16 protein-coding genes are annotated in these 14687 nt (G+C 65.0%); 10 read left to right on the top strand and 6 right to left on the bottom strand.

The annotated features are described in order from the left end of the window. Nucleotides 1–71: 71 nt before the first annotated feature. The 7 genes from KT882_RS09065 (at nt 72) to KT882_RS09035 (ending at nt 5823) form a co-directional block, all read left to right on the top strand. Nucleotides 72–1328, top strand: coding sequence for an acetamidase/formamidase family protein (locus KT882_RS09065; protein WP_228895401.1), 1257 nt, complete (start codon nt 72–74; stop codon nt 1326–1328). A 120-nt stretch (nt 1329–1448) separates the two neighbouring features. Further along, nucleotides 1449–2711, top strand: a complete 1263-nt coding sequence (locus KT882_RS09060; RefSeq protein ID WP_228895399.1) for an MFS transporter — start codon at nt 1449–1451, stop codon at nt 2709–2711. A gap of 2 nt (nt 2712–2713) precedes the next feature. Further along, the gene (locus KT882_RS09055; RefSeq protein ID WP_228895397.1) at nt 2714–4348 is read left to right on the top strand and encodes a glycoside hydrolase family 43 protein; all 1635 of its coding nucleotides are present in this window, start codon (nt 2714–2716) and stop codon (nt 4346–4348) included. 74 nt (nt 4349–4422) lie between these two features. Further along, nucleotides 4423–4713 carry a hypothetical protein gene (locus KT882_RS09050; protein ID WP_161072398.1) on the top strand — a complete coding sequence of 97 codons (291 nt, stop codon included), beginning with the start codon at nt 4423–4425 and terminating at the stop codon, nt 4711–4713. A 104-nt stretch (nt 4714–4817) separates the two neighbouring features. Further along, nucleotides 4818–5063 carry a hypothetical protein gene (locus KT882_RS09045; RefSeq protein WP_161072399.1) on the top strand — a complete coding sequence of 82 codons (246 nt, stop codon included), beginning with the start codon at nt 4818–4820 and terminating at the stop codon, nt 5061–5063. An 80-nt stretch (nt 5064–5143) separates the two neighbouring features. After that, nucleotides 5144–5443 carry an antibiotic biosynthesis monooxygenase family protein gene (locus tag KT882_RS09040; RefSeq protein ID WP_161072400.1) on the top strand — a complete coding sequence of 100 codons (300 nt, stop codon included), beginning with the start codon at nt 5144–5146 and terminating at the stop codon, nt 5441–5443. Nucleotides 5444–5520: 77 nt separating this feature from the next. Next, entirely contained in the window at nt 5521–5823 is a 303-nt protein-coding gene (locus KT882_RS09035) for a hypothetical protein (protein ID WP_228895394.1), read from the top strand. Between the two features lie 14 nt (nt 5824–5837). Here the strand turns inward: KT882_RS09035 and KT882_RS09030 are convergent, their stop codons facing one another. Continuing rightward, nucleotides 5838–6161, bottom strand: a complete 324-nt coding sequence (locus KT882_RS09030) for a DMT family transporter (RefSeq protein WP_161072402.1) — start codon at nt 6159–6161, stop codon at nt 5838–5840. A 260-nt stretch (nt 6162–6421) separates the two neighbouring features. Between KT882_RS09030 and KT882_RS09025 the strand changes: the two genes are divergently transcribed. Further along, nucleotides 6422–7417: an SLAC1 anion channel family protein gene (locus tag KT882_RS09025; RefSeq protein ID WP_161072403.1), complete on the top strand. Its 996-nt coding sequence runs from the start codon at nt 6422–6424 to the stop codon at nt 7415–7417. Between the two features lie 17 nt (nt 7418–7434). Next, a complete protein-coding gene (locus tag KT882_RS09020) occupies nt 7435–8397 on the top strand; it encodes a GlxA family transcriptional regulator (RefSeq protein WP_228895392.1) in 963 nt (320 codons plus the stop codon). On the opposite strand, the gene pncB is transcribed toward KT882_RS09020, so the two are convergent. The 3 genes from pncB to KT882_RS09005 form a co-directional block, all read right to left on the bottom strand. Continuing rightward, on the bottom strand, nt 8394–9581 hold the full coding sequence (gene pncB / locus KT882_RS09015; protein WP_187358692.1) for a nicotinate phosphoribosyltransferase: 1188 nt from the start codon (nt 9579–9581) through the stop codon (nt 8394–8396). The genes KT882_RS09020 and pncB overlap by 4 nt on opposite strands. 31 nt (nt 9582–9612) lie before the next feature. Continuing rightward, the gene (locus KT882_RS09010) at nt 9613–10494 is read right to left on the bottom strand and encodes a cysteine hydrolase family protein (protein ID WP_228895390.1); all 882 of its coding nucleotides are present in this window, start codon (nt 10492–10494) and stop codon (nt 9613–9615) included. A gap of 145 nt (nt 10495–10639) precedes the next feature. Then, entirely contained in the window at nt 10640–11254 is a 615-nt protein-coding gene (locus KT882_RS09005) for an FMN-dependent NADH-azoreductase (RefSeq protein WP_161072407.1), read from the bottom strand. Between the two features lie 112 nt (nt 11255–11366). Here KT882_RS09005 and KT882_RS09000 point away from each other — a divergent pair, with 112 nt between their 5' ends. Then, complete coding sequence (locus KT882_RS09000; protein WP_161072408.1) at nt 11367–12284, top strand: LysR family transcriptional regulator; 918 nt, start codon at nt 11367–11369, stop codon at nt 12282–12284. Between the two features lie 18 nt (nt 12285–12302). Here the strand turns inward: KT882_RS09000 and KT882_RS08995 are convergent, their stop codons facing one another. Continuing rightward, nucleotides 12303–13556, bottom strand: a complete 1254-nt coding sequence (locus tag KT882_RS08995; protein ID WP_228895387.1) for an EAL domain-containing response regulator — start codon at nt 13554–13556, stop codon at nt 12303–12305. Continuing rightward, nucleotides 13553–14683, bottom strand: coding sequence for a protein-glutamate methylesterase/protein-glutamine glutaminase (locus tag KT882_RS08990; protein ID WP_228895385.1), 1131 nt, complete (start codon nt 14681–14683; stop codon nt 13553–13555). The genes KT882_RS08995 and KT882_RS08990 overlap by 4 nt, the downstream gene beginning before the upstream one ends. Nucleotides 14684–14687: the final 4 nt, after the last annotated feature.

The following is a 14687-nucleotide window of genomic DNA, read 5'->3' as shown; positions in this document are numbered from 1 at the left end:
TATTCTTGCTATCATGGCCCGACTCCTCCCCCACTACGCGGCCAGCGTACCTTATGCGAAAAATACTCTTCATGATTCTTCTGGGCGCCGCCCTCTCGGCGCAAGCTGCCGAAAGCTGGCTGCTGCAACTTGACCGCTGGGGCAATCCTTCCTTCATGACCCTGCATCTGCAGGATGAGGGCGGAAAGCTGTCCGGCACGCTCGACGGCGACAGTTTGACCGGCACACGCAAGAATGGCCAGATTCTGCTGAGCGTCACCGACAAGGACGGCAAGCGCTACGAGTACAAAGGCAGTGGCGATGCCAGCCGCCTGCAGGGCAGCGCGAATTTTCCGGACACGAATGATGCAAAAGCGCGCGCCAGCCATACCTTCACCGCCCGCCGACTGCCGGAGCGGCCATCCAACGCGCGCCAGCGGCATGAGTTCCAGCCCAAGGACTATGCGAACGAATTCAGCGCCACCCGCACACCGGTGCTGACGGTCTGGCCCGGCGACACCATCCACACCACCACCATCGATTCCGGCGGCGGCGACGAGCGCGGCGTAACGCGTGCGCTGTACGGCAATCCGCAGACCGGCCCCTTCTTCGTGATGGGCGCGGAAGCGGGCGACACCCTGGTCGTCCGCCTGCTCAAACTGAAGTTGAACCGCGACTACGCGGACAGCCTGGACGACATCGTCGGCCGCGCACGGACGGTGGGCCTGGCGGCCCGCGCCACGGCGCTGGGCAAGCCGGTGCGCTGGAAGCTGGACCTCGAGCGTGGCCTGGCTAGCCCCGAGCGCCCGGGCGATACCTTGCGCGGCTTTGCCGTCCCGGTCCGCCCCATGCTGGGCGGCCTGGCGGTGGCTCCGCCCGATGGACCCGCCGTGTCCACCGGCGATACCGGCCGCTTCGGCGGCAATATGGATTTCAACGAAGTCGTCAAAGGCAACACAGTCTACCTTCCGGTGCAACAGCCCGGCGCCCTACTCTACCTGGGCGACGCGCACGCGCTCCAGGGCGACGGCGAAACCTCGCAGTACGCGCTTGAAACTTCGATGGAGGTGGAGTTCCGCGTGGAAGTCATCAAGGGCAAGGCGATCGGCATGCCGCGCGTTGAATCGCCGACGCACATCATGACGCTGGGCCAGGCAGGCTCGCTGGATGACGCCCTGCGCGCGGCCACTGCCGGCATGACGCAATGGCTGGAGCAGGACTACGGCCTCAGCCTGTCGGACAGCGCCGTGGTGCTGGGCAGCGCGGTCCAATACACGGTCGCCAACCTGGCCGGCCGCAGCGTCGGCGTCGCTGCGAAAATCAGGAAAGACCTGCTGCCGCGCCGCTGACTACCCATTTCTATCCAATTAAGCAGCATAGCCATCCTGAAAATCCAGAAAGATTGCGCAATCATGTAGCGAATTTATTGTGCTATTGTTCGATTCCCGTCAGTTCATGATTGCGCAAACATGTTCGCTTCCAAGATCAAAGGCCTCCGCTGGTGGATGATCAGCCTGATCATGCTGGGGGCGGTCATCAACTATCTCACGCGCAGCACGCTGGCAGTCTCGGCTCCCACCCTGCTCGCCGAACTGCACATCACCACCCAGGAATACTCATACATCACGGCCGCCTTCCAGGGCGCCATCATGCTGCAGCCGCTGTGCGGCTATGTGCTGGACGTGATCGGCCTGAAATTCGGCTTTGCCATGTTCGCGGCGGCGTGGTCCGTCATCTGCATGGCGCACGGCATGGCAACGAACTGGCAATCGCTGGCCGTCCTGCGGGGCCTGCTGGGCTTGGCCGAAGGCTCGGCCAACCCGGCCGGCATGAAAGCCGTGTCCGAATGGTTCCCTGCCAAGGAGCGCGGACTGGCGGGCGGCATTTTCAATATCGGCGCGTCCTTCGGCTCCATGCTGGCGCCGCCGCTGGTGGTGTGGGCGATTCTGCATTACAACTGGCAGTCGGCCTTCGTCATCACCGGCGCGCTGGGCCTGGTGTGGGTGGCGGCCTGGCTGCTGCTGTACGACGCGCCGGCGCGCCACCGCCGCCTGTCGCAAGCCGAGGCGCAGCATATCGCCGCAGGCCAGGAGCAGCACCTGCAAGGCGACGGCACGCGCCCGTCCATCCTCAGCATCCTCAAGATGCGCAATTTCTGGGGCATCGCCCTGCCCCGCTTCCTGGCCGACCCGGCCTGGGGCACGCTGTCGTTCTGGGTGCCGCTGTACCTGACCACGGTGCGCCATTTCGACCTGATGCAAATCGCCATGTTCGCTTGGCTGCCCTTCCTGGCCGCCGACCTGGGCTGCCTGTTCGGGCCGCTCGTGGTGCTGGCGCTGCAAAAGCGCGGCGTGCGCCTGATTAATGCGCGGCGCGGCGCCTTCACGCTGGGCGCCTGCATGATGATGGGCGTGGCCTTTGTCGGCTTCGTTGACAGCCCTTATGCGGCGATCGCCTTGCTGAGCCTGGCAGGCTTTGCGCACCAGACCTTGTCCGTCACCGTCATCACCATGTCGTCCGACCTGTTCCGGCGCAACGAGGTGGCCACCGTGGCGGGCATGTGCGGCACCTTCGGCAACCTGGGCCTGCTGATCTTTTCGCTGCTGATAGGCGGACTGATGGCCAGCGTGGGCTACACGCCGTTTTTTGTCAGCCTCGCCGTGCTCGACCTGCTCGCCGCCGCGCTGCTGTGGACCTTGGTCCGTGAACCTTCGCATACTCTGCAACACTAGCCATGATACAAAACCCCATCCTGCCGGGCTTCAATCCCGACCCGTCCATCGTCCGTGTGGGCGATGACTATTACATCGCCACCTCCACCTTCGAGTGGTATCCCGGCGTGCAGATCCACCACTCGCGCGACCTGGTGAACTGGCGCCTGCTAAGCCGCCCGCTCACGCGCGCCAGCCAGCTCAACATGCTGGGCGCGCCGGACTCCTGCGGCGTGTGGGCGCCCTGCCTGACCTACGCGGACGGCCTGTTCTGGCTGATCTACACCGACGTCAAGCGCTATGGCCGCACCTCCACCGGCGGCGCCAGCGGCAGCGCTTCGCTGCGCGACTTCCACAACTACCTGGTGACCAGCCCGTCCATTGACGGCCCCTGGTCCGATCCGGTCTACCTCAACAGCAGCGGCTTCGACCCCTCGCTGTTCCATGACGACGACGGCCGCAAGTACCTGCTGAACCAACTGTGGGACCACCGTCCGGGCAGCAACCGCTTCAACGGCATCGTGATGCAGGAATACTCGGTACAGGAAGGCAAGCTGATCGGCCGCCGCGAGAACATCTTCAAGGGTACGCCGCATGGGCTGACTGAGGGTCCCCACATCTACAAGCGCAAGGGCTACTACTACCTGCTCACCGCCGAGGGCGGCACCGGCTGGAACCACGGCGTGACCATGGCGCGTTCGCGCGATCTGCACGGGCCGTATGAGCTGCATCCCGACCAGACCATTCTCAGTGCGCGCAACCGCCCGGACGCCGCGCTGCAGCGCGCCGGCCATGGCGACCTGGTCGAGACGCAAGACGGCCAGACTTATATGGTGTATCTGTGCGGACGGCCGCTGCGCAACCGGGGCACCTGCACGCTGGGGCGCGAGACCGCCATCCAGCGCATGGTGTGGGGCGAAGACGGCTGGCTGCGCACCGAGGACGGGCAAGGCACGCCGCAGCTGCAGGCCGCCGCGCCCGGCTTGCCGGAGCACCGCTTTGCCGCCAAGCCTGAGCGCGAGGATTTCGATGCGGCCCAGTTGCCTATCGCTTTCCAGTGGCTGCGCACGCCGTGGCCGGAGGAGCTGTTCAGCCTGACCGAGCGGCCGGGGCATCTGCGCTTGTACGGCCGCGAAACGCTGGGCAGCCAGTTCCGGCAGGCGCTGGTGGCGCGGCGCCAGCAGGCGCACTGCTATAGCGCGGCCACCGTGGTGGAGTTCGAGCCCGAGCATTACCAGCAGCAGGCGGGCCTGGTGTGCTATTACGGCGGCGCCAAGTTCCACTACCTCTACATCACGCACGACGAGACGGTGGGCAAGCACTTGCGCGTGATGAGCAGCCTGCCCAACCACGTGCAGACCGACACCTTCACCGCCCCCATTCCGCTGCCGGCCGGCGTTCCGGTGCAGCTGCGGGTGGAAGTAGACGAGGAGCGCCTGTATTTCGGCTATCGAGTGGACGGCGGCGATTGGCAATGGCTGCCGCAGCAGTTCGACGCCAGCATTTTGTCGGACGAAGCCAACGCCCCCGGCCAGCCCAACTTCACCGGCACATTTGTGGGCATGGCCTGCCAGGACATGTCGGGCAGCGGCTTGCACGCCGATTTCGACTACTTCGAGTACCGCGAGCGGCCGTATTGCGTCAATCCCATGCTATAGGAGCTTTATCTGGACTTCGCCGGCACGAATCCTATACTCCTTGTACCCACGCGTAAGCAAATGAGGAGACCATCATGGACGCATATGAACCACGGCGCCGTAAATTCGAGCAACAGACCCACTCGGGCACCACTAGCGCCGGCAGCATGGGCGCAGGCGGCACGGGCGGCAGCAGCCAGTCCGGCGCCAGCGGCACGGCCGCGCCCGGCAACAGCCAATCCGCCGGCCGCACCGACGATTTGCTGTCCGGCTGCGTCAGCGAAGACCAACGCGCCGAAGGCTTCCAGCGCGACTGCAACGCCGACGCCCTGCGTCAGGGCCTGCAGACGCAAAGCACGCCCCGCAGAGGCGGCAATCGACAGTAGAAATCGACAGGATGCTGCAATTTAAAGGATCAGTGACTGCCAACACCCGCAGGACTTAATCCCTATCAAACGCGAAGCTATGGTGTCGCCATCAAGGAGAACACATGAGCGAAGTCTACCTAAGCCATGCCGGATATACGGGATCGGTGGAAGTCAGCCTGGAGGATGACTGCCTGTTCGGAAAAATCCTTCAGATCAGTGATCTGGTGACTTATGAAGCGGATACGGTGGGTGGCCTGAGAGCAGCGTTTATTGAGTCCGTGCAGTACTACATCGAAAAGTGCAAGCAAGATGGCCTCGATCCAGAGCGGCCCGATCCCGGACGGCCACTGGCCGCCACGCCGTCCTGATTGCTGGTATTGCAGCAACGGCCTGCATGGTTTTGTGCTTTCGGGCAAAATGGATGGATTGCCAACGAGAGGACCTGACCATGATTTACGAAGTTGCAGAAATCCAGATCAAACCGGACACCAACGCCGCCTTCGAAGCGGCCGTGCAGCAAGCGGTGCCGCTGTTCAAGCGCGCCAAAGGCTGCGAGGCGATGCGCCTGGAGCGCATCATCGAGCGGCCCGATACCTATCACCTGGTCATCAACTGGGCCACGCTGGAAAACCATACCGTCGATTTCCGCGGCAGCGAAGACTTCCAGGCCTGGCGCGCGCTGGTGGGCGGCTTCTTTGCGCAGCCGCCTAAAGTGGAGCACACCGAAACCGTCATCACCGGATTCTAAGCAAGGCCGAAAGCGGCGACACAGCGCGCCGCTTTCGCGCACAATCCAGCCATCACGCACACCAGGAGCACGCCGTCATGGCCCATACTATTCACCGCAATTTCATGTCGCAGGAAGACGCCGAGGCCGCGCATGGCGCGCTGCTGGCCGCAGGCTTCCCGGCCAATGCCCTCAAGCTCGCGCCGCACCGCGCGCGCGAACAGAGCACCACCGTCAGCGCGGTCGACAATATCTTCAATTCCCTCACACCGGACGACGTAGACCGCACCGACGAGCGGCGCCCGCGCCCGGTCGCCCTGCTCAGCGTGGACACGCTGGACGACGAACAGCGCGAACAGGCCGAGTCCATCCTGCAGCGCCACAACGCCATCGACGCCTGAGCCCGGCCCGCCGCTCACCCATCGCCGGCCAGCAGTTTCAAGCCGATCAGCCCGCCGATAATGGCGGCCAGGCAGGCCACGCGCGCCGGAGAGGCAGCGTCGCCCAGAAAAACGATGCCAACCAGGGCAGTCCCGACGGCGCCAATGCCTGTCCATACCGCATAAGCCGTCCCCACTGGCAGCGCGCGCAACGATACCGACAGCAGCCAGATACTGGCAATCCCCAGCACAGCGGTCGCCACGCCCGGCAGCGGCCGGGTAAAGCCCTGCGACCATTTCATTCCCAACGCGAATGCAATCTCCAACAGCCCGGCAATTGCCAGGTAAATCCAAGCCATGATCATTCCTTGAAAAACCACCGCAGCACGCGGTCAGGCAGCGATTGTGCGATGCGGCGGCGGGCGCGTGTTAGCGGCGCGTGGCGGCGCCAACGGCCAGACTGGCGCCGGTTTCGGCCAATGGCCAGCCTGCTGCTGCAAGCTCCCCCGGCATGGCTGGCCGCCGCGCATATTTGGCTGAAATTGACGCTTTGTATCACTTTCAGCCACAGCCTGCGCGGCAGATAATGAGTCATCGAAACCACTCCCAGGAGTTCTTCATGCAAGCTGCCAACCCCAATATCAGCGCCGCCGCCCTGCCCGCCGGGCGCTCATCCATCCAGCATCTGCCAGTCAACCTGTTTGCTTCGGTCATGGGTCTGTCCGGCCTGGCCCTGGCCTGGCGGCTCGCAGCCAAGACATTCGGCGCCGACATCGCAATCGCCAATGGCATCGGCATGCTGGCCATCACCGCCTTCCTGCTGCTCGCAGCAGGCTATCTGGTGAAAGCAGCCAGCTATCCGGACGCCGTGTGCAAGGAGTTCACGCATCCGGTCGCCGGGAATTTCTTCGGCACAATCACCATCTCCCTCTTGCTGCTGTCCACCTTGCTGGACCGCTACAGCCCCGTGCTGCAGCAGGCTGTATGGACCATGGGCGTGGCAAGCACCATCGTGCTCAGCTTTATCGTAGTCAACCGCCTTCTGCGCGGGAGCGCCGCAACAGGCAGCGCCGTTCCCGCCTGGCTGATCCCCGGCGTGGCCACGCTGGACATCGCCGTCACCGGCGCCACCATGCCGATGCCATGGGCGTATGAAGTGAATATGCTGGCCGTGGCCATCGGCAGCGTGCTGGCCGTGGTGTTCTTCGTACTGATCTTCTCGCGCCTGGTGCACAGCGAAGCCCTGCCCGCCGGCATGACACCTTCGCTGATGATACTGATCGCCCCTTTCGAAGTCGGTTTCCTGGCCTACGTCAACCTGATGCACCAAGCCGACATGTTCGCCTCCATGCTGTTCTACTTCGGCCTGTTCATGTTCGTGGTGGTGTCGCTGCGCGTGTTCCGCCCCTCGGTGCGGTTCGCCGCCTCCTGGTGGGCCATCGGCTTCCCGCTGGCCGCCCTATCGAACGCCGCCCTGAAGTACGCTGACGCCACCGGCAGCGGCGTGCACGCAGTGCTGGCCGCCGCCCTGCTGGCCTTCCTTACCGGCGCCATTGCCACTCTGCTGGTGCGCACGCTTCATGCGCTGTTCACCGGCAAACTGCTCACAGCCTGAGCCCAGAGGAGCACACCATGCGTATCGCCTTGTTGATCTTCCCCGGCGTGCAAATGCTGGACGCGGTCGGCCCGCTCGAAGTGTTCAGCGAAGCCGCGCGCCAAGCCGGCAAACCGGACGCCTATCAGCTTGAACTGGTGGCGCCGCAAGCGGGGCCGGTCCAGGCATCGAACGGCATGGCGCTGATTGCCAGCGCGGCGATGGATGCAGTCGACGGCGGCATCGATACGCTGCTGGTGGCGGGCAGTCCGCACATCGACGCGCTGGACGACCAGGCAGCACTGCTGGAATGGCTGCGCACCCAGGCAGGCCAGGTGCGGCGGCTCGGGTCCGTCTGCAGCGGCGCCTTCCTGCTGGCGCGAGCCGGCCTGCTGGACGGCAAACACGTCACCACCCACTGGAACAGTTCCGCCAAGCTGGCGCGCAAGCATCCCAAGGTGCATGTAGAGGCGGACCAGATTTATGTGCGTGACGGTACCCTGTACACCTCCGCCGGCGTCAGCGCCGGCATGGACCTTGCGCTGGCCCTGGTGGAGGAAGACCTCGGACGCGAAACGGCGCTGAACACCGCGCGCGAACTGGTGATGTTCCTAAAGCGGCCGGGCGGACAATCGCAATTCAGCGCGCACCTGGCCGCGCAATCGTCCGAGCGCAGTGCGATACGAGAGGTTCAGGAATGGGTGCTGGCCAGCCTGGCCGAACCGATGTCGGTGGACGATATGGCGGCGCGCGCCGGCATGAGCACGCGCAATTTCTCGCGCCTGTTCAAACAGGACACCGGCATGACGCCGGCCGACTTCGTCGAGGGCGCCCGCATCGACGCCGCCCGTCGTCTGCTGGAAGACACCGCCAATCCGCTCAAGCGCGTGGCCGCGTGGAGCGGTTTCGGCAACCCGAATGGACTGCGGCGCGCGTTCCAGCGCCGACTGGGCGTCACACCCGGCGACTACCGGATGCGCTTCCAGAAGACGGCGAACTAAGCCGGGTGGTGGAACACCTGGCGCAGATAGGCCAGGAAGGTCTCGTCCTTGCACATGGTTTTGCCCGGCGAATCCGACAGCTTGGCCACCGACTGGCCGTTGCAGCGCACCAGCTTCATGACGATGTTGAGCGGCGTAAGGCCGACGTCGTTGGTGAGATTGGTGCCGATGCCAAAGCCGGTCATGATGCGGCCCGCGAAATGGCGGTACAGGCTGAAGGCGGTCGGCAGGTCCAGACCGTCCGAGAACACCAGGCGCTTGGTGTTGGCGTCGATGCGCAGCGCCGCGTAGTGCGCCAGCGCCTTCTCACCCCACAGCAGCGGGTCGCCCGAATCGTGGCGCAGGCCGTCGAACAGCTTGGCGAAGTACAGGTCGAAGTCGTCCAGGAAGGCGTCCATGCCCACCACGTCGGTCAGCGCCACGCCCAGGTCGCCCCGGTACTCCTGCACCCAGTCCTCCAGCGCGGCCTTCTGGAAGTCGCGCAGGCGCACGCCGAAAGCCTGGAAGGACTGCATGTACTCGTGCGCCATGGTCCCGATGGGCACCGTGCCCAGGCGCTTGGCCAGGTAGACATTGGACGTGCCCTTGAAATACTGCGGCACCTCCGCCGCCAGGCGCAGCACCACCTCATCGTGCCACTCGGCCGAGAAGCGGCGGCGCAGGCCGAAGTCGGAAAACTCGAAGGGATGGCGCAAGCCCGGCTGCAGGCCGAAGGCCTTCAGCGACGCGATCTTGTCGAGCAGGCGCTCGCGGCCCTCGGCCAAGGCGCCGGGCTGGTCGAAGCGGCGGAAGTACAGTTCGTTGACGATGTAGAGCACGAAGATCTCGAAGCCCATCACGTGCACCTGCGGCCCCACCGCGCGGATGGCCAGCGTCTCGCCAACGACCTCCACCTGGATGAATTTGCGCTGGAAGCGGAACACCGCCAGGAAGTCCACGAAGTCCGGCTTCATGTAGCGCAGCGAACGCAGGTAGTCCAGCTCGTCGTCGGCAAAGGACATGGCGCACAAATGGTCCAGCTGCGCGTTGACCTCGTCGGCCAGCTCGGCCAGCGGGAACACCGGCGTATTCCGGCACAGGAACTCATACTCGGCATGCGCGCCGGGATGGCTGTGCAGCAAAGCCTGCCACATGCTGAATTTATACAGGTCGGTTTCAAGCAGGCTGCGTACTACGGGGATCATCAAATCGTTCTCCTGTCGGCCAGTGTAGGCATCAGCGGCCGGCATTGAGCAGCAGCTCCTGCAGCACGTCGCCCGACTGCGCCAGGCGCACGCCGGATTCTTCCATCTCCTCCAGGAAGTCCTGGTACTGGTCGCAGAAACCGGCCACGGGGCTCATGCAGTCGGTGATCAGCACCAGGCGGCGCAAGCCCTCCTCACCGAAGCGCGCCGCGAACTGCGCGGCGATATGCTCGGCGGTCGCCTTCACGCAATGGCTGCCGGCCTCGCCGGCGATGTAGACCAGATCGGCCTCGGCCAGGCGATCGATCAGCGCCTGGTTCAGCTGCGTGTCCGGATCCGCGCTGTCGGGCACCTCGGCCATCACGGCCGAATAGTGCTCGGTCCAGGGATTGGAGCCCTTGGTAATCTTGGCGACGGTGCCGAGCGCGGCGTCCTCCCAGCGGTTATAGGCCGAGCGCACGTCCTCGTGCACATTGTGGCCCCAGGAGCCGATCTCGCAGTGCACCGGCCAGATCATCAAGCGGTAGCGTTCGGCCTGTTCCAGCGCATCCAGATAGGCGAGCGCGCGCGGCAAGGCGGCGCTGTCGCGCGGCAGGAACTTCTTCTCGCGCACGTCGGCGGCGGTGATCTGTGTAAAGGGTTCAGGCGCGGCGCCCTCCGCGTTGAGCCAGAAGCCGGGATGCGCGATGTCGTAGCGGTGGTGGGAATCGAGCGTAACGCTGATGGCCGTCAAGCCGTGGCGGCCACGGTTGATCAGGCCGGCCAGGCGCAGCATATCCTGGTGCGCGCCGGGGACCGGCAGCGCGGGCGCATGCACGCCCTTGGTCGCCGGATTCTCCGGCAAATAAGCCGGCGGCAGATCGCAAAAATCATTTTGCGGATCAATAACGAGCAGATGCAGTTTGCGTTTCATGGGCAGGCTCCGGGGCACGATAGCCCCATGATACCTTCCGCCAAGAATTCCTACAAAACGCCACGGATTCCTACAAGCGACCTGAGCCGCATTTCCCCCAATTCGGGGTCAGACCCCGAAGTGGTGCGAATGCGGCTCAGCTTGCTTAGGCGGCGACCAGGTCGTCGATCGACTTCCGGCTCTTGGCCAGGGTGTCGGCGACGGCTTGCTCGCCCATGGCGACGCCTTCGGCCTGGATGAAGGTGACGTCGGTCATGCCCAGGAAGCCCAGCACGGCGCGCAGGTAGGTGCTCAGGTGGTCGTAGGCGGAGGCAGGGCCTTCGCTGTAGACGCCGCCGGCGGCGGTGAAGACGTAGACTTTCTTGCCTTTCAGCTGGCCTTCAGGGCCGTTGGCGCCGTACACAAAGGTCACGCCGGCACGGGCAATGTGGTCGATCCAGGCTTTCAGCGTGGAGCTGACCGAGAAGTTGTACATCGGCGCGCCGATCACGATCACGTCCGCTGCCTGCACTTCGGCTACCAGGGTGTCCGAGGTCTTGACGGTGTAGGCCTGGTCGGCGTTGCGCGCTTCGGCCGGGGTGAAGAAGGCGCCCATCATCTGTTCGGTCAGGTGCGGCACCGGGTTGGCGGCCAGGTCGCGCTCGACAACGGTGTCGGACGGGTTGGCGGCTTTCCATTTGGCGATGAATTCGGCCGACAGCTGACGCGACAGGGAACCGGAATTACGCACGCTGCTGTTGATGTAAAGTACGTTTGCCATGATGCTGCTCCTTCAATATGTGGGACCCGGCTGGGATTGCATGCATCTTAGTTCGGGTTTAATATCGAGGAAATACAGTAAATTTCTATCGATAGTATCGATTTTTTAGATCATGAGAGATCCCGGCCTTCCCTCCCTGGACCAGCTGCGCGTGTTCATCGCCGTTATCGACCATGGCGGTTTCGCGCATGCGGCGCGCGCGCTGCACCGCACGCAGTCGGTCATCAGCTACACCATCGCCAACCTGGAGGAGCAGCTCAATATCGCGCTGCTGGACCGCAGCAAGCGCAAGCCCACGCTCACCGAGGCGGGCCGCGCGCTATTGGCCGATGCACGCGCCGTGTCGATGAAGGTGGACAGCATGCGCTCGCGCGCCAAGGCGCTGTCGGCAGGGCTGGAGGCGGAGGTGTCGCTGGTGGTGGATGTGATGTTCCCTACTTGCCTGCTGGTGCGCATCCTGAACGACTTCCAGCAGACCTATCCCACCGTGGCGATGCGCTTGCGCACCGAGGCGCTGGGCGCGGTGACGCAGCTGGTGCTGGAGCGGGTGTGCCATATCGGCATTTGCGGCGGCGTGATCGCGCCGCCGGACGCCATCGAGCGCCGCGCGGCCGGCGAGGTGACCATGATGCCGGTGTGCGCACCGGACCATCCGCTGGCCAAAATCGAGGGCAAGATTCCGGCGGCGGCGCTGCGCGACCATATGCAGCTGGTGCTGACGGACCGCAGCCAGCTCACCGCCGGCAAGGACTTCGGCGTGGTGGGCCTGCGCAACTGGCGCCTGGGGGACCTGGCGTCCAAGCACGCGCTGCTGCGCGGCGGCCTGGGATGGGGCAGCATGCCGCACGCCCTGATCTACGATGATTTAAGCAACGGCCGCCTGGTGCAGCTCGATATCGCCGACGGCAAGGCCTTCCAGTATCCGCTCTTCGTGATCCACCGCAGCGACGAGGAGCCGGGGCCTGCCGGCCGCTGGCTGATGCAGCAGTTCTTCGACCTTGACCACAGCCTGCCGCACGGCGCCTATTGAAGCGCTGCCTGCGCGTCCTTAGCGTAGCGCGGTGGCGGGCAGCGAGAGCTTGCGCAGGCGGGCGCGGTTGCCCTTGATCCAGGAGGCGATCTCGCCGGCCGGCATGGGGCGCGCGATCAGATAGCCTTGCGCCAGTTCGCAGCCCAGCTCGCGCAGCAGCGCCCAGTCGCTCAGTTTTTCCACGCCTTCGGCCACCGTGGTCACACCCAGGCGCTGGCCCATTTCGATGGCGCTTTCCAGGATCACGCGCCGGTTCGGGCGCTGCGATGCGCCGTCCACGAACATGCGGTCTATCTTCAGCTCCGTGAACGGGCAGCGCGACAACTGCTGGATCGAGGAGTAGCCTATGCCGTAGTCGTCCATCGCCAGGCCGTAGCCTTTCAGCCGCAGCCTCGCCACGTTGGCCAGCGCCTGCGCCAGGTTGTTCATCACCATGGTCTCGGTGATCTCCCAGATCACCAGCTCGGGCGAAATGCCATACGACTCCACCAGCTCATCGAGCTTGTCGATAAAGCCGCGCTCGGCCAGGATGTCTGCCGAGAGGTTGATCGACACCTTCATCGACGTCAGGCCGATGCGCTGCCACTCCACCAGCCGCGCCAGCGACTGCTGCACGATGGACAGCGTGAAGCCCGCCATCAGCGGCGTGCCTTCGATGCAGGAGATGAAGTGCCACGGCGCCAGCAGCCCCTGCTCGGGATGCTCCCAGCGCGCCAGCGCTTCCAGGCCTTTGATCAGGCCGGAGCTCATCGATATCTTGGGCTGGAACACCGGCACGAACTGCGATGCGGCCAGTGCCTGCTCCAGGTCTTCCAGCCGCAGGTCGGGACGTTCCAGCACCGCCGCCGGGCTTTGCCGCACCTGGCCCACGCGCCGCAGCAGCACGTTGAGGTCGTCCATCATCACCGGCTTGAGCAGGGTGCCGAGCAGATTCAGGCCGGTGTTGTCGGCGTCCATGTTCTCCACGATCTCGAGCAGGCGCGGGTCGCGCGCGCTCATGACGATCAGGCTGTCGGTCTGTTTGCGTTCGTTCAGGTGGCGTATCAGTTCTATGCCGTCCATGCGTGGCATGTCCAGGTCGGTCAGCACCAGCTGCACACCCTGCTGGCCGCTGCTGCGCAGGTGCTGGTCCAGCACTTCCAACGCGTCCTCGCCGTTCCAGGCTTCCAGCACCAGGCCGAAGCCCAGCGAACGCAGCATGCTCACCATGTGGGTGCGCTGCACGGCGCTGTCTTCCACCACCAGCGCGGTATGGGTGGACCAGTCTTTCATGCGCCACCCCGCTGCGCCATGATTTCGCGGTCGATGGCGCCCAGCGGCACGATCTTGTCGACCGCGCCCAGCTTTACCGCCTCCATAGGCATGCCGTACACCACACAACTTTTTTCGTCCTGCGCCACGGTGCGCGCGCCGGCCTTGCGCATCTCCAGCATGCCGGCGGCGCCGTCGTCGCCCATGCCGGTCATGATCACGCCCAGCGCGTTGGCGCCCGCGCACTTGGCCACGGAGCGGAACAGCACATCCACCGAGGGCCGGTGGCGGTTTACCAGCGGGCCGTCTATCACGTCCACGTAGTACTGGTTGCCGTTGCGGCGCAACAGCATATGCTTGCCGCCCGGCGCGATCAGGGCCAGGCCGGGACGCAGTTGGTCATTACTTTCAGCCTCCTTGACGGTGATGGCGCACAGGCTATCCAGCCGGGCCGCGAAGGCCGCCGTGAACTTCTCCGGCATGTGCTGCACGATGACGATGCCGGGCGCATGGGCCGGCAGCGCCGCCAGCAACTCCTCCAGCGCCTGGGTACCGCCGGTGGAGGTGCCTATCGCCACCAGCGGTTCGGTGCGCACCGAGACGGCGCCCGCCGCCGGCGCGAGGATGGCGTCGGCGGTGAATTTTTCCGGGGCCGGCGGCAGCGGGCCGTATTTGCGGGTGGCCCCGGCAGGCGCCGGCTTGGCTGGCCGCGCGGTCTTTGCCGCCGGCGCAATCGCCGCTTTCGGCGTGCTGCCCGCAGCCATGCGCACCGCTGCGATCAGTTCGTCCGCGTGGCCGTGCAGGTATTCGCGCACGTTCAGGCGCGGGCGGTTGATCACCGCCACCGCGCCGGCCGATAGCGCCTCCACCGAGAGCTGCGTGCTGTCGGCCGTCATGGACGAGCAGATCACCACCGGCACCGGCTTGTCCGCCATGATCTTGCGCAGGAAGGTCAGGCCGTCCATGCGCGGCATTTCGATGTCGAGCACCACCACGTCCGGCCAGCTCAGGCGCATGCGCTCCATCGCCAGCAGCGGATCGGCCACCGCGTGCAGCACCTCTATGCCCGGCGCGCCATTCAGCAGCGCGCTCAGTACCTGCCGCACCACCGCTGAATCGTCAACGACCAGGACCTGGATGTTTTTCATGGTG

The organism is Pseudoduganella aquatica, assembly GCF_020865585.1.
Classification (GTDB): domain Bacteria; phylum Pseudomonadota; class Gammaproteobacteria; order Burkholderiales; family Burkholderiaceae_D; genus Rugamonas; species Rugamonas aquatica_A.
The sequence above is the reverse complement of the archived record's forward strand: the minus strand, read 5'-3'. Positions and strand labels throughout refer to the sequence as shown.

Excerpts from the sequence above, each read along its gene's own strand:
- KT882_RS09045 (WP_161072399.1), top strand. The coding sequence starts at position 4,818 with ATGAGCGAAGTCTACCTAAGCCATGCCGGATATACGGGATCGGTGGAA.
- KT882_RS09050 (WP_161072398.1), top strand. The coding sequence starts at position 4,423 with ATGGACGCATATGAACCACGGCGCCGTAAATTCGAGCAACAGACCCAC.
- KT882_RS09005 (WP_161072407.1), bottom strand. The coding sequence starts at position 11,254 with ATGGCAAACGTACTTTACATCAACAGCAGCGTGCGTAATTCCGGTTCC.
- KT882_RS09065 (WP_228895401.1), top strand. The coding sequence starts at position 72 with ATGATTCTTCTGGGCGCCGCCCTCTCGGCGCAAGCTGCCGAAAGCTGG.
- KT882_RS09035 (WP_228895394.1), top strand. The coding sequence starts at position 5,521 with ATGGCCCATACTATTCACCGCAATTTCATGTCGCAGGAAGACGCCGAG.
- KT882_RS09010 (WP_228895390.1), bottom strand. The coding sequence starts at position 10,494 with ATGAAACGCAAACTGCATCTGCTCGTTATTGATCCGCAAAATGATTTT.
- KT882_RS09055 (WP_228895397.1), top strand. The coding sequence starts at position 2,714 with ATGATACAAAACCCCATCCTGCCGGGCTTCAATCCCGACCCGTCCATC.
- KT882_RS08995 (WP_228895387.1), bottom strand. The coding sequence starts at position 13,556 with ATGAAAGACTGGTCCACCCATACCGCGCTGGTGGTGGAAGACAGCGCC.
- pncB (WP_187358692.1), bottom strand. The coding sequence starts at position 9,581 with ATGATCCCCGTAGTACGCAGCCTGCTTGAAACCGACCTGTATAAATTC.
- KT882_RS08990 (WP_228895385.1), bottom strand. The coding sequence starts at position 14,683 with ATGAAAAACATCCAGGTCCTGGTCGTTGACGATTCAGCGGTGGTGCGG.
- KT882_RS09000 (WP_161072408.1), top strand. The coding sequence starts at position 11,367 with ATGAGAGATCCCGGCCTTCCCTCCCTGGACCAGCTGCGCGTGTTCATC.
- KT882_RS09030 (WP_161072402.1), bottom strand. The coding sequence starts at position 6,161 with ATGGCTTGGATTTACCTGGCAATTGCCGGGCTGTTGGAGATTGCATTC.
- KT882_RS09040 (WP_161072400.1), top strand. The coding sequence starts at position 5,144 with ATGATTTACGAAGTTGCAGAAATCCAGATCAAACCGGACACCAACGCC.
- KT882_RS09060 (WP_228895399.1), top strand. The coding sequence starts at position 1,449 with ATGTTCGCTTCCAAGATCAAAGGCCTCCGCTGGTGGATGATCAGCCTG.
- KT882_RS09020 (WP_228895392.1), top strand. The coding sequence starts at position 7,435 with ATGCGTATCGCCTTGTTGATCTTCCCCGGCGTGCAAATGCTGGACGCG.
- KT882_RS09025 (WP_161072403.1), top strand. The coding sequence starts at position 6,422 with ATGCAAGCTGCCAACCCCAATATCAGCGCCGCCGCCCTGCCCGCCGGG.